This window comes from Diaphorobacter oryzae DSM 22780 (genome assembly GCF_059568935.1).
This window is the reverse complement of the sequence record NZ_JCANUL010000003.1, coordinates 300,470-314,149: the sequence shown is the minus strand read 5'-3', so window position 1 is coordinate 314,149 and position 13,680 is coordinate 300,470. Positions and strand designations below refer to the sequence as shown.

Annotated in this window: 11 protein-coding genes; 4 read left to right on the top strand and 7 right to left on the bottom strand. The window is 69.7% G+C overall.

What is annotated here, in order from left to right; translation table 11 throughout:
* Positions 1-14: 14 nt before the first annotated feature.
* The gene (ppsA, locus tag BP68_RS07555) at positions 15-2,405 is read right to left on the bottom strand and encodes a phosphoenolpyruvate synthase (protein WP_496370246.1); all 2,391 of its coding nucleotides are present in this window, start codon (positions 2,403-2,405) and stop codon (positions 15-17) included.
* Positions 2,406-2,643: 238 nt separating this feature from the next.
* Here ppsA and ppsR point away from each other — a divergent pair, with 238 nt between their 5' ends.
* The gene (gene ppsR / locus BP68_RS07550; protein WP_496370244.1) at positions 2,644-3,474 is read left to right on the top strand and encodes a posphoenolpyruvate synthetase regulatory kinase/phosphorylase PpsR; all 831 of its coding nucleotides are present in this window, start codon (positions 2,644-2,646) and stop codon (positions 3,472-3,474) included.
* Between the two features lie 94 nt (positions 3,475-3,568).
* Here ppsR and BP68_RS07545 read toward each other — a convergent pair whose 3' ends face one another.
* The 3 genes from BP68_RS07545 to BP68_RS07535 all read right to left on the bottom strand — a co-directional run bounded on the left by BP68_RS07545 (position 3,569) and on the right by BP68_RS07535 (position 6,314).
* Complete coding sequence (locus tag BP68_RS07545) at positions 3,569-4,432, bottom strand: YbgC/FadM family acyl-CoA thioesterase (RefSeq protein WP_496370242.1); 864 nt, start codon at positions 4,430-4,432, stop codon at positions 3,569-3,571.
* A gap of 8 nt (positions 4,433-4,440) precedes the next feature.
* Positions 4,441-5,361, bottom strand: coding sequence for an alpha/beta hydrolase (locus tag BP68_RS07540; protein ID WP_496370401.1), 921 nt, complete (start codon positions 5,359-5,361; stop codon positions 4,441-4,443).
* 77 nt (positions 5,362-5,438) lie between these two features.
* Positions 5,439-6,314: a 2-keto-4-pentenoate hydratase gene (locus BP68_RS07535; protein ID WP_496370240.1), complete on the bottom strand. Its 876-nt coding sequence runs from the start codon at positions 6,312-6,314 to the stop codon at positions 5,439-5,441.
* Positions 6,315-6,376: 62 nt separating this feature from the next.
* Between BP68_RS07535 and gbd the strand changes: the two genes are divergently transcribed.
* Positions 6,377-7,525 carry a 4-hydroxybutyrate dehydrogenase gene (gbd, locus tag BP68_RS07530; RefSeq protein WP_496370238.1) on the top strand — a complete coding sequence of 383 codons (1,149 nt, stop codon included), beginning with the start codon at positions 6,377-6,379 and terminating at the stop codon, positions 7,523-7,525.
* Positions 7,526-7,580: 55 nt separating this feature from the next.
* Here gbd and BP68_RS07525 read toward each other — a convergent pair whose 3' ends face one another.
* From BP68_RS07525 to BP68_RS07515, 3 genes are all read right to left on the bottom strand, one after another.
* A complete protein-coding gene (locus BP68_RS07525; RefSeq protein WP_496370236.1) occupies positions 7,581-8,726 on the bottom strand; it encodes a patatin-like phospholipase domain-containing protein in 1,146 nt (381 codons plus the stop codon).
* Positions 8,727-8,742: 16 nt separating this feature from the next.
* The gene (locus tag BP68_RS07520) at positions 8,743-9,567 is read right to left on the bottom strand and encodes an HDOD domain-containing protein (protein WP_496370234.1); all 825 of its coding nucleotides are present in this window, start codon (positions 9,565-9,567) and stop codon (positions 8,743-8,745) included.
* Between the two features lie 74 nt (positions 9,568-9,641).
* Positions 9,642-12,017, bottom strand: coding sequence for a Tex family protein (locus tag BP68_RS07515; protein WP_496370232.1), 2,376 nt, complete (start codon positions 12,015-12,017; stop codon positions 9,642-9,644).
* Between the two features lie 103 nt (positions 12,018-12,120).
* Between BP68_RS07515 and BP68_RS07510 the strand changes: the two genes are divergently transcribed.
* Positions 12,121-12,525, top strand: a complete 405-nt coding sequence (locus BP68_RS07510; RefSeq protein ID WP_496370230.1) for a hypothetical protein — start codon at positions 12,121-12,123, stop codon at positions 12,523-12,525.
* Positions 12,526-12,528: 3 nt separating this feature from the next.
* Entirely contained in the window at positions 12,529-13,584 is a 1,056-nt protein-coding gene (locus BP68_RS07505) for a DUF72 domain-containing protein (RefSeq protein ID WP_496370228.1), read from the top strand.
* The last annotated feature ends 96 nt before the right edge of the window (positions 13,585-13,680 follow it).

Sequence of the window (13,680 nt, the reverse complement as noted above, 5' to 3'; positions counted from 1 at the left end):
CGGCGAGGTGGCCGTCAGCCGGCCAGTTGCTGCCAGGTGCCGATCACGCTGTCAGGGTTCAGCGAGATGGAGGAAATGCCCTCCTTCGCCAGCCACTGCGCAAAGTCGGGATGGTCGCTGGGCCCCTGACCGCAGATGCCGATGTACTTGCCCTGCGCGCGGCAGGCCTTGATGGCCTGGTGGATCAGGGTTTCCACGGCGGGATCGCGCTCGTCGAAGTCCTGGGCCAGCAGCTCCAGGCCCGAATCGCGGTCCAGGCCCAGGGTGAGCTGGGTCAGGTCGTTGGAGCCGATGGAGAAACCGTCGAAAAACTCCAGGAAGCGCTCGGCCAGGATGGCATTGCTCGGCACCTCGCACATCATGATGACCTTGAGCGCGTTCTCACCGCGCTTCAGGCCGTGCGCCGCCAGCAGCTGGGTCACGCGGTCGGCCTGGCCCAGGGTGCGCACGAACGGCACCATCACCTGCACATTGGTCAGCCCCATGTCGTTGCGCACGCGCTTGAGCGCCTCGCACTCCATGGCGAAGGCCTCGCCGAAGTCTTCGCTGATGTAGCGCGCCGCGCCGCGGAAACCCAGCATGGGGTTCTCTTCCTCGGGCTCGTAGCGGCTGCCGCCGATGAGCTTGCGGTACTCATTGGACTTGAAGTCCGACAGGCGCACGATCACCGGCTTGGGCCAGAAGGCCGCGGCAATGGTGGCCACGCCTTCGGCCACCTTGTCCACGTAGAAGGCACGCGGCGAGGCATGGCCACGCGCCACGGACTCGACCGCCTTCTTCAGGTCGGCATCGACGTTCGGGTAGTCCAGGATGGCCTTGGGGTGCACGCCGATGTTGTTGTTGATGATGAATTCCAGGCGCGCCAGGCCCACGCCCTCGTTGGGCAGCTGGGCGAAGTCGAAGGCGAGCTGCGGGTTGCCCACATTCATCATGATCTTGACGTCGATGGCTGGCATCTCGCCGCGCTGCACCTCGGTCACCTCGGTCTCCAGCAGGCCGTCATAGATCTTGCCCGTGTCGCCCTCAGCGCAGCTCACGGTGACCAGGGTGCCGTCCTTGAGCAGGTCGGTGGCATGGCCGCAGCCCACCACGGCCGGAATTCCCAGCTCGCGCGCAATGATGGCCGCGTGGCAGGTGCGCCCGCCGCGGTTGGTGACGATGGCGCTGGCGCGCTTCATCACCGGCTCCCAGTTGGGGTCGGTCATGTCGGTCACGAGCACGTCGCCGGGCTGGACCTTGTCCATCTCGCTGATGTTGTGCACCAGGCGCACCGGGCCGGTGCCGATCTTCTGGCCGATGGCGCGGCCTTCGGCCAGCACGGTGCCGTGGCCCTTCAGCTTGAAGCGCTGTTCGGCCTGGCCCTTGGACTGGCTCTTCACCGTCTCGGGACGTGCCTGCAGGATGTACAGCTGGCCGTCCGTGCCGTCCTTGCCCCACTCGATGTCCATGGGACGGCCGTAGTGCTGTTCGATCACCAGCGCGTAGTGGGCCAGTTGCTCCACGTCGGCATCGGTCAGCGAATAGCGGTTGCGCAGCTCGGTCGCCACCTCGGTGGTCTTCACCAGCTTGCCGGTGGCCTGCTTTTCTTCGGGCGAGGAGAACACCATCTGGATCAGCTTGCTGCCCAGATTGCGGCGGATCACGGCCTTGTTGCCGGCCTTCAGCATGGGCTTGTGCACGTAGAACTCGTCGGGGTTCACGGCGCCCTGCACCACGGTCTCGCCCAGGCCGTAGCTCGAGGTGATAAACACCACTTCTTCAAAACCGGACTCGGTATCGATGGTGAACATCACGCCGGCCGCGCCCAGGTCGGAGCGCACCATGCGCTGCACGCCGGCCGACAGGGCCACCACGTCATGCGCGAAGCCCTTGTGCACGCGGTAGGAGATGGCGCGGTCGTTGTACAGCGACGCGAACACTTCCTTCATCTTGTGCAGCACGTCCTCGATGCCCACCACGTTCAGGAAGGTCTCCTGCTGGCCGGCGAACGAGGCGTCGGGCAGGTCCTCGGCCGTGGCGGACGAGCGCACGGCGAAGCTGGCCTTGTCGTTGCCCGCCGACAGTGCGGCGAAGGCCTCGCGCACGGCCTTTTCCAGATCGGCCGGGAACGGCTGGGCTTCCACCCAGCCACGGATCTGGGCGCCGGCCTCGGCCAGCGCGCGCACATCTTCGGTGTCCAGGGTGGCCAGGCGCTGGCTGATGCGGTCCGCCAGGCCCTCGTACTGGAGGAACTCGCGGAACGCGTGCGCCGTGGTGGCGAAGCCCGTGGGCACGCGCACCCCTTCGGGCAGCTGGGAGATCATCTCGCCGAGGGAGGCGTTTTTGCCGCCAACGACCTCGACGTCGCTCATTCTCAGGTTTTCAAACGGTACGACCAGGGCGGTCGCGTCGAAACGTGCAGACATGGGAAAGCTCCAGAAGTTAAAACCGGGTCTGCGCCTGCGTCGATGCCAGAAGGTGGCAGGCAAGCACCCATGCCGCGGCCTCGGCTTTGCTGTTGTGGTTGTGGGCCGGCGCGCTGCATGGTGAAGAATTTGGGAATAATGGGTGCCATTGTAGGCGTGCATGGCGCCGTGCGCCGGCGGCGCACCCGCACGCGCCGTCCCCCTGTTTCTTCAGACCGTGTCCCGGCCCTCTTTCTCCATGCTTGCAACGCACACGCGCACCGCGTTCTACATCTCCGACGGCACCGGCATCACGGCCGAGACCTTCGGCAACGCCATCCTGGCCCAGTTCGACGTGCGTCCGCGCCACGTCCGCCTGCCCTTCATCGACACCGAGGACAAGGCCCACCAGGTGGTGCGGCAGATCAACCACACGGCGGAGGTCGAGGGGCGCAAGCCCATCGTGTTCACCACGCTGGTGAACATGAGCGTGCTTCGCATCATCGAGGAGGGCTGCAAGGGCATGCTGCTGGACATGTTCGGCACCTTCATCCGCCCGCTGGAGGCGGAGCTGGGCATCAAGTCGCACCACCGCGTGGGGCGCTTCTCGGACATCAGCCTGTCCAAGGAGTACAGCGACCGCATCGAGGCCATCAACTTCAGCCTGGACCACGACGACGGCCAGAGCCACCGCGACCTGACGGGGGCGGACGTGATCCTGATCGGCGTCTCGCGCAGCGGCAAGACGCCCACCAGCCTGTACCTGGCCATGCAGTGCGGCCTGAAGGTGGCCAACTACCCGCTGATCCCCGAGGACTTCGAGCGCCGCCAGCTGCCCCCCGCCCTGGTGCCGCACGGCCGGAAGATCTTCGGGCTGACCATCGACCCGCAGCGGCTGTCGCAGATCCGCAATGAACGCCGGCCCGGCTCCAAGTACGCGGACCTGATGAACTGCCGCCAGGAAGTGGCCGAGGCCGAGGCCATGATGCGCCGCTCGGGGATCCGCTGGCTGTCCACCACCACCAAGAGCATCGAAGAGATCGCCACCACCATCCTGCAAGAGGTGCGTCCCGAGCGGCTGCAGTACTGACCGCGGCCCGGCGCGCAGCCGGGAAGCGATTCACGATAAAAATCGTCTTTTTCGCTTATCCATCAAGTGCAATTAGCTATAAAATGCATAGCAATTAAACCTGCAGCATGCGCCGCATGGTGATGTGGGCGATGCCCGCCTCCTCGTACGGCTCGCCCAGGACCTCGAAGCCCGCGCGGCGGTAGAAGCTCTCGGCGCTGCACTGCGCGTGCAGCGTGACCTGCGCGTCGCCCCGCGCCCGCGCGGCCTGCACCAGCGCATCCAGCACCATGCGGCCCCAGCGCTGGCCGCGCAGCACACGGTCCACCGCCATGCGGCCTATGCGTGCCTCGCCCGGCGCGCTCTGCAACAGCCGGCCCGTGGCCACGGCCTGGCCCAGGCGGTTGCAGACGACGGCATGCACGGCCGTGGCGTCCAGCGCGTCCAGCTCCAGCGCCGGGTCGATGCCCTGCTCCTGCACGAACACCGCCGTGCGCAGCGCCGTGGCGTCGCTGCCCAGCGTGGCCCAGTCGCCCACGCGCAGCTCTACCACCTCGCCGCCGGCCTCGAAGTGCTCGATCATGGCGCGCAGCGCCGGCGGCACGGCGCGCTTGGTCTGCGTGGCCGGGTCGGCGAACACATAGACCAGCTCCACGGCGACCAGCAGCCGGTCTCCCACGAACATGCCGGCCTCGAACACCATGGAGGTGGTGCCCACGCGGGCGCAGCGCATGCCCACGTCCAGCAGGTCATCGAGCCGGGCCGAGGCGTGGTATTCCACGCTGGCCTTCTTGAGGTACACCTCGCCGCCCAGGGCCTGCATGCCGGCCTCGTACGGCAGGGCCAGCGCGCGCCAGTACTCGGTCATGGCGCAGTCGGCATAGGTGAGGTAGTGGGCATTGAAGACGATCTTCTGGATGTCCACCTCCGACCAGCGCACGCGCAGGCGGTGAAAGCAGCGGAAGTCTTGGCGTTGCATGGGGCGTCTCAATCGGTTTGGAAGGCGGTGCGCAGGGCGCGCGCGGCGTCCTGATGGGCCTGGCGCGCCTCGGGAATGGCGCGGCCCATCTTGATGAATTCGTGCGTGACGCCGCGGTAGATCTCCAGGTCGACGGCCACGCCGGCGGCGCGCAGCTTGTCGGCGTATTCCACGCCCTCGTCCACCAGCGGGTCGCATTCGGCCAGGCCGATCCAGGCAGGCGCCACGCCCTCCGCGTCGGGCGCCAGCAGCGGGGCGAAGCGCCAGTCCTCGCGCTCGGCGCGGCTGGGGATGTACTGGTCGAAGAACCAGCCGATGGCCGCGCGCTCCAGCACCAGGCCGTGGGCGAACTCGGTGTGCGACGGCGTGTCCTGGTGCGCCGTGGTGCCGGGGTAGATCAAGAGCTGCAGCGCCAGCGGCAGGCCGGCATCACGCGCCAGGAGGGCATTGACGGCCGCCAGCGTGCCGCCCGCGCTGTCGCCGCCCACGGCCAGGCGCGCGGGGTCGGCGCCCAGCGCGGCAGCCTGCCGCGCCACCCAGGCCAGCGCGTCCCAGGCGTCGTTGCTGGCGGTAGGGAACGGGTGCTCGGGCGCGAGCCGGTAGTCCAGCGACACCACCATGCAGCCCGCCAGCCGCGCCAGCTCGCGGCACAGCACGTCGTGCGTGGCCACGCTGCCGATGGTGAAGCCGCCGCCGTGCAGGTACAGCAGCAGCGGCAGCGCCGCGCCGGTGCTGGGCGCGTACAGGCGCGCGGGCAGCAGCGTGCCGTCGCGCGCGGGAATGCGCAGCTCTTCGACCCGGGGCAGCGCGGCCTTCGGGATCTCGAGCACGCCCGCGCCCAGCTCATAGGCGGCGCGGGCCGCGGCGGGGCTCAACGTGTGCAGCGGGGGGCGACCGGCGCGCGCCATGCTGTGGATGACGCCGCGCATCTGCGGCGTGAGCCGCGCATGGTGCGCATAGGAAGGGGAAACGGAATCGGTCGTCGTCAACGCTGGGGGTCCTGTGCTTACTTGAAATGCACCTGCACCGGCTGCGCGCCAGGCAGGCCCTGGTAGGTGGCGGTCACGCTCAGGCCGGGGCGCGGCGGCAGCAGCGGCGAGAACGAGCCCAGGCTGACCAGGTCGCCGGGCCGCAGGGTGATCTCTTCCTTCTGAAGCGCCTGGGCCAGCCAGACCACGGCATGGAGCGGATGGCCGAGGATATCGCTGCCCTTGCCGCTGGCGAGCAGCGCGCCGGACTGGTCCGTGAGCTGCACGGTCATGCGCTCCATCGCGTCCAGCAGCGCGTAGCGCTCGGCGCGCGTGGCCGGCACGGCGACGGGCTGGCCCGCCACGCCCAGGCGCGCGCCCACGTTGATTGCGCCCACGCCCGGGCCGTTGAGCTGCGGCGGCGCCTGCACCACGAGGTCGGGCAGCTCGATGAACGGAATCACCTGGTCGACGGACTGCAGCACCTCGTAGGGCGTGCGCGCGTGGTTGATGGCCGCGTCCTTCACGCGCACCAGCAGGTCGGCCTCATACAGCGGGCGCGCGCCAAAGGCCGCCGGCGTGGTGAAGCCGCCGGGCTGGACCATGCCCTCATAGAGCTTGCCCCACACCGGCTTGTCCGTGTGGAAGCGCTTTTGCACTGCGGGATTGGTGAGGCCGGCCTTGTAGCCCACCACCTGGCCCAGGCTGGACGCCAGCAGCACATTGAACTTGGCCCGCGAGCAAGCGCCCTCCTCGTCCGTCAGCGCCTGAAAGTTGGGCGCCGGCGTCTTGGCCGAATAGTGCGACGCCATCACCCCCACCTGCTCGTCGCTGAGGCACTGGGCCTGCGCGCCCGCGACCGCCGCCAGTGCGGCGCCCGTCCCCAGCGCGATGAGGGTTTGCTTCATGGTCATGCCGGTCTCCTGGTTGTAGTGTGGCGGCTGATCGTAATTGCACTTGTCCCACCCTGCACACCATGGCTTTCATCTACTACGTCACCCAGATCCAGTTTGAATTCGGCGCCGTGCGGCTGCTGCAGCAGGAATGCGAGCGCATCGGCATCACGCGCCCCCTGGTGGTGACGGACCCCGGCGTCAAGGCCGCCGGCGTGCTGCAGCAGGCGCTGGACGCCCTTCAGTCCCCATCCGGCGGCCTGCGCGTCACGGTGTTCGACCAGACGCCCGCCAACCCCACCGAGGCCGCCGTGCGCGCCGCCGCCGATCTGTACCGGGCCCAGGGCTGCGACGGCCTGATCGCCGTGGGCGGCGGCTCGGCCATCGACTGCGCCAAGGGCATCGCCATCGCCGCCACGCACGAGGGGCCGCTCACGCGCTACGCCACCATCGAGGGCGGCTCGCAGCGCATCACCGAACGGGCCGCGCCGCTGATCGCCGTGCCCACCACCAGCGGCACCGGCAGCGAGGTGGCGCGCGGCGCCATCCTCATCGTGGACGACCACCGCAAGCTGGGCTTCCACTCCTGGCACCTGGTGCCCCGGGCCGCCATCTGCGACCCCGGCCTCACGCTGGGCCTGCCGCCGCTGCTGACGGCCGCCACGGGCATGGACGCCATCGCGCACTGCATGGAGACCTTCATGTCCGCCGCCTTCAACCCGCCGGCCGACGGCATCGCCCTGGACGGCCTGGAGCGCGGCTGGCACCACATCGAGGCCGCCACCAAGAACGGCCAGGACCGCGACGCCCGCCTGGCCATGATGAGCGCCAGCATGCAGGGCGCCATGGCCTTCCAGAAAGGCCTGGGAGCCGTGCATTCCTTGAGCCACAGCCTGGGCGGCCTGAACCCGCGCCTGCACCACGGCACGCTCAACGCCATGTTTCTGCCCGCCGTGGTGCGCTTCAACGCGCAGGCCGAATCGGTGCGCCAGGAGCGCCGCCTGGAGCGCATGGCCCACGCCATGGGCTTGGGTAGCGCGGGCGACATTCCCGACGCCATCCGCGACATGAACGCGCGCCTGGGCCTGCCCACCGGGCTGGCGGCCATGGGCGTGAGCGAGGCGATGTTTGACGACGTGATCCGCGGCGCGCTGGCGGACCATTGCCACAAGACCAATCCGCGCGAGGCCAGCGCGCAGGACTACCGGGAGATGCTGGCGGCCTCGCTGTAATCGCTGTGCCGGCGGCCCAAGAGGCGCCCCAAGAAGCCCCAAAAAAGGCCGCCGCTCACAGCCTGAGCACGCGCGCCGCATCCGGGCGGCGCAGCCACTCGGCCCATTCGTCCGCCAGCTGCCGCGCCGCCGCCACGGCCGTGCCCCAGGCCCGCGCGCGCGCCGCCGTGTCCATGCCGTAGTGGGTGAAGTCGTTGCGGTCGGGCAGCTTGGCGTGGGGCAGGCCGCGCACCCAGTCCGGGTGGGGCGACAGCAGCACCATGCGGTCCAGCGCCGGCGTGGCCTGGTGGCGCCAGCGCAGGCCCTTGTCCAGCCAGCCGGGCACCACGCGCGGCTGGAAATGCGGGTAGAGCACGATGCCGGGCGCTCTTTTGGCATCCAATACGGCCCCAGCGCTTGCTGGATAAGCGCTATCAGCTTCACTTTTGATAGCACCCGGCGCGCGGTAGCGCAGGTGCATGTGGTAGTCGGTGAGGCCGCCATCCCAATAGGCACCGGGCGGCGCGCCGGCGATGTCGTGCACGGCCCGCAGCACGAAGGGAATGGAGCAGCTGGCCTGCAGCGCGGGCATGAAGTTGTGCGCGTTCAGGGCCACCTGCTGCGTGCGCAAGTCGCCCGCGTCGAAGGGCAAGGCGCGGGGCGCGGGCGTGGAGAACACCACGCGCTCCAGCCACAGCCCCAGCGCGCGCCGGTGCAGCGCATTGGTGGCGAAGGCGGCCAGGTAGCCCAGCGGCGTGGCCACGCGGTGCTCGCGCGCGAGCAGATGGCGCCCATGCGCGGCGACGATGTGCAGGCGGTAGCGCGGGTGGGACAGCAGCTCGGCCACGCGCCCGCCGAAGAAGTCGCGCAGGTTCTGGCCGAACCGCGCGCTCACGGCCTCGGCCGGCGGGCGGCGCGCGCCGGGCGGCAGCTCGTACTCCTGGTGGATGTAGTCGTGCTCCAGCCGCTCGAAGGCCGGTGGGCTGTGCGCCAGGCAGGCCGTGGCCATGCGCCAGGCACCGATCGAGGCGCCCACCAGGTCCACCGGCTGCGTCGACCGCGGCAGCCAGTCGCCGAAGATGAAACGGTCCAGCGGCCCGAGGATCAGCCCCTTGGGCCCGCCCGCGGCGGCGGGGATCACGGCCACGTCGCCCGGCGAGAGGCCGTGGCGTTCGATGTGCCGCAGCGCCAGCGGCCCGGCATGGATGCACAGCGCCCTCACCGCCCGCCCTCCGCGCTCACACGTAGTCGCCCGCGTCGGGGCGCGCCTTCCAGTCGATGGGGTCTTGCTGCAGCACCATGTCGATGTCCAGGCCCAGCGCCACGCCCACCTCGCCGGGAAAGGACACGGCCAGCTCGCGCTCGTCCAGCCCCGCCTCGCGGGCGCGGGCGCGCCAGGCGGCCAGGTGCAGCACGCCCGCCAGCGGCTCGTAGGCGTCGTTGTCGAACGGCGCGTTGTGGTGGCGCAGCGCATCCACCACCGTTTCGGGCAGTTGCCAGCGCCAGGCCAGCCCGGCGCTGACCTGGCCGTAGCAGTAGCCGAACAGGTGCTTTTCCAGCTTGGCGCGGCGCAGGTCCAGCGGCGCCACCAGGCTGTTGATGGAATGCAGGCGCGCGGGATCGGCCAGGTGCAGCACCAGCTCGCCCACGGCGTGCAGCAGGCCGGCGGTGTAGGCCGTGATCTGGTTGTGGTGCACCAGGCCCGCGAGCGAGCGCGCCAGCTTGGCGGTGTTGAGGCTGTAGCGCCAGAAATGCTGCAGGTTCACCCCCGGCACCGAGCGCGAGGTGGTGCCCAGCGGCGCCGAGGCCACCAGCGAGCGCAGCTGGGGCACGCCCAGCAGGGCCAGCGCCTCGGGAATGCCGCAGATCTGGCGCTGCGCGGCGAAATGCGCAGAATTGGCCTCTTCCAGCAGGCGCGCGGCCAGCGCCGGGTCGGTGCCGAAGAGCTGGTTCAGGCGCCGCAGGCTCGGCTCGGCGGAGCCGAGCTCGCTCAACAGCAGCGCCACTGCACGTGGCAGGCTGGGCAGCACAAAGGGCTGCGCCAGCAGTGCATTCAACTCCATGGATTGCATCGCCCGGACAGGAAGGTCCGGGGATTATCCATGCAACTATTACGGTTGTTTACTTTTCCGCGGGTTCAGCGCTTGCCCTGCTGCAGCTTGGCAAAGGCCGAGGCCATGGCCGACTGCGGCGCGGGCTCGTTGGTACGGCGCGGTGCGGCATAGCCCCGGCCCGCCCCCTCGAAGCGGTTGTCGCGCGGGCCGTCGCGGCGCGCCGGTGCAGCATCGAGCTTCATGGTCAGGCTGATGCGCTTGCGCGCCACGTCCACCTCCAGCACCTTCACCTTGACGATGTCGCCGGTCTTGACCACCTCGCGCGCATCGCTCACGAACTTGTGCGCCAGCTGGCTCACGTGCACCAGCCCATCCTGGTGCACGCCCAGATCGACGAAGGCGCCGAACTGGGCCACGTTGCTCACCGTGCCCTCCAGCACCATGCCTTCCTTGAGGTCGGCAATGTCTTCCACGCCGTCGTTGAAGCGCGCCACCTTGAAGTCCGGGCGCGGGTCGCGGCCTGGCTTTTCCAGCTCGGCCAGGATGTCCTTGACGGTGATGGCGCCAAACTTCTCGTTGGCGAACAGCTCGGGGCGCAGGGTCTTGAGCATGTCGGCGCGGCCCATCAGCTCGGCCACGGCCTTGCCCGTCTTTTCCATGATCTGCTCGACCACGGGGTAGGTCTCGGGGTGCACGCCGGTCATGTCCAGCGGGTTGTCGCCGCCGCGGATGCGCAAGAAGCCGGCCGCCTGCTCGAAGGTCTTGGCGCCCAGGCCGCTGACCTCCATGAGCTGCTTGCGGCTTTGGAAGGCGCCGTTGGCCTCGCGCCAGCGCACCACCGACTTGGCCACGCTGCCCGACAGGCCCGACACGCGCGACAGCAGCGGCGCGCTGGCGGTGTTCAGGTCCACGCCCACGGAGTTCACGCAGTCCTCGACCACCGCGTCCAGCGTGCGCGCCAGCTCGCTCTGGTTCACGTCGTGCTGGTACTGGCCCACGCCAATGCTCTTGGGCTCGATCTTCACCAGCTCGGCCAGCGGGTCCTGCAGGCGGCGCGCAATGCTGGCGGCGCCGCGCAGGCTCACGTCCACGTCGGGCATCTCCTGGCTGGCGTATTCGCTGGCGGAGTACACCGAGGCGCCGGCCTCGCTCACCACTATCTTTTCGATAGCTTTCTGCGCTTGTTCCGTATGGCCTACAGCCTGTTTTTGCACTAACTTGATCAACTCGGCCGCCAGCTTGTCGGTCTCGCGGCTGGCCGTGCCGTTGCCAATGGCGATGAGCTGCACGCCGTGTTTCATGCACAGGCGCCCCAGCGTCGCCAGGCTGCCGTCCCAGTCGCGGCGCGGCTCGTGCGGGTAGACGGTGGCGGTCTCCACCAGCTTGCCGGTGCGGTCCACCACGGCCACCTTCACGCCGGTGCGGATGCCCGGGTCCAGCCCCATCACGGCGCGCGGGCCGGCGGGCGCGGCCAGCAGCAGGTCGCGCAGGTTGTCGGCAAACACCTTGATGGCCACCTTCTCGGCCTCTTCGCGCAGGCGCGAGAACAGGTCGCGCTCGGTGGAGAGGCTGAGCTTCACGCGCCAGGTCCAGGCCACGCACTTGCGCAGCAGGTCGTCGCTCTTGCGGCCCGCGTGGCTCCAGCCCAGGTGCAGGGCGATGCGGCCTTCGGCAATGCTGGGCTGGCCGGGCTCAGGCTCCACGGGCAGCACCAGCTTGGCTTCCAGAATCTCCAGCGCGCGGCCGCGGAACACCGCCAGCGCACGGTGCGAGGGCACGCGGCCGATCGGCTCGTCGTACTCGAAGTAGTCGCGGAACTTGGCGACCTCGGGGTCGTTCTCGTTCTTGCTCTCCACCTTCTTGGAGCGCAGCAGCCCCTCGGCCCACAGCCATTCGCGCAGCGACTGCACCAGCACGGCGTCCTCGGCCCAGCGCTCGGACAGGATGTCGCGCACGCCGTCGAGCACGGCGAAGGTGGTCGAAAAATCGGGCCCCGGCTTGCCATCGTCGAGCGTGGTGGCGGGCTGGCAGAAGGCCTGGGCCTCGGCGTGCGGGTCCAGCGTGGGGTCGGCCAGCAGCTTGTCGGCCAGCGGCTCGATGCCGAACTCCTTGGCAATCTGGCCCTTGGTGCGGCGCTTTTGCTTGAAGGGCAGGTAGATGTCTTCCAGCTCCTGCTTGGTGGGCGCGGCGGCGATTTGCGCGCGCAGGGCATCGGTCAGCTTGCCCTGCTCGTCGATGGCCTTGAGCACGGCCCCGCGGCGGTCTTCCAGCTCGCGCAGGTAGGACAGGCGGGCTTCGAGCTCGCGCAGTTGCACGTCGTCCAGCCCGCCGGTCACTTCCTTGCGGTAGCGCGCGATGAAGGGCACGGTGGCGCCGCCATCGAGCAGCTCCACGGCGGAGCGCACCTGGGCTTCGGTAATCTTGATTTCTGCGGCCAACTGCCGAACGATCTGCTGCATGTGCCTGGGGAAAAGACGCGAAAAACGAAGCGCGGAAGTTTGCCACAGGGCCCGGCAGGCATGGTGTGAACAAGCGTAGCCGCGCCCTAGAATGACCTGCGTCATGTCCGAGCCGCCCTTCCCCCTCCGCACCGAATGCCCGCCCGGCGCCTGCGTGTGCGAGCGCGACGCGCTGATGCGCGCACCCGGCGGCGACACGCGCATCCTGCGCCTGACGCGCGAGGAAGAAAAGCGCCTGGTGCAGCGGCTGGAAAACCTCACCAGCCTGCAGGACCTGCGCCACATGGAGCGGCGCCTGTTCGAGCAGCTCGGCGTGCGGCTGGCCATCCACACCAGCCCCCACGAGGTGCGCAGCCTGCGCGGCATCACGATCCTGGTGCAGGAGCAGCCGGGCCTGTGCCGCAAGACGCGCCAGGCCATTCCGGCCGCCATCAAGAAAAGCATGGACCAGCGGCCCGAGATCGCCTACGACCTGCTCGACGAGGGCGGCCTGTTCGAGGGCCTGTGAGCCATGCAGGACGACCTGTTCGGCGGCCCTGCGCCCGCGCCGCCATCGCCGCCCACCGCACAAGCCGCCACGCCCGCGCGCCGCGCGGGCATCCACCCCGCGGCCTGGGACCAGGGCCTGCGCGCCCTGGCCGCGCGGCTGCCGCCCACGCTGCGCCTGGGCACCTCGTCGTGGAGCTACCCGGGCTGGCAGGGCCTGGTCTGGGAGGGTGCGCATTCCGAGCAGCTGCTGGCCAAGAAGGGCCTGCCCGTCTACGCCCAACACCCGCTGCTGCGCACGGTGAGCATCGACCGCAGCTTCTACCGCCCGCTCAGCGCCAGCGACTACGCGCGCTACGCCGCCCAGGTGCCGGCGGACTTCCGCTTCGTGGTCAAGGCGCCCAGCCTGGTCACCGACGCGCTGGTGCGCAGCGAGGACGGCCGCGGCCGCGAGCCCAATCCGGCCTTCCTGAACCCGCAGCTCGCCGCGCAGGAGTTCGTGGCGCCCGCGCTCGAAGGGCTGGGCGCCCTGACCGGCGCGCTGGTGTTCCAGCTCAGCCCCCTGCCCTGGACGATGCTGGAGCGCCTGCCGGAGGTGCTGGAGCGCCTGCGCGCCCTGCTGCAGGCCCTGCCGCCCCTCACCGCGCCCGACGCCGTGCTGGCCGTGGAGGTGCGCGACCCCGAATGGCTGGCGCCGGAGCACCTGCACCATTTCGCCGACGTGCTCAAGGGCTGCGGCGCCACCTACTGCCTGGGCCTGCATGCGCGCATGCCGCCGCTGGCCGAGCAGCTGCCGCTGCTGCGCCTGCTGTGGCCCGGCCCGCTGGTGTGCCGCTGGAACCTGCACCCCGTGCACGGCCCGCACGGCTATGCGGATGCGGAGAAGCTCTACGCCCCCTACGACCGCATCCACCACCCCGACCCGGACAACCACCTGCTGCTGGCGCGCACGCTGGCGGGCGTGTGCGGGCGCGGGCAGAACGCCTACGTCACCATCAGCAACCATGCCGAGGGCTGCGCACCGCTGACCGTGCGCACCCTGGCCGAGCAGGTGGCTGCGCAAACGCTATGCAATTCATAGCTATTAGCGCTTGATGGACAAGCGCTAGAGCCTAAAAACACCGCAAACGGCGTGAACGCAGCCCTCCACGCCGCCGCGCCACGCCACGCCACGCCA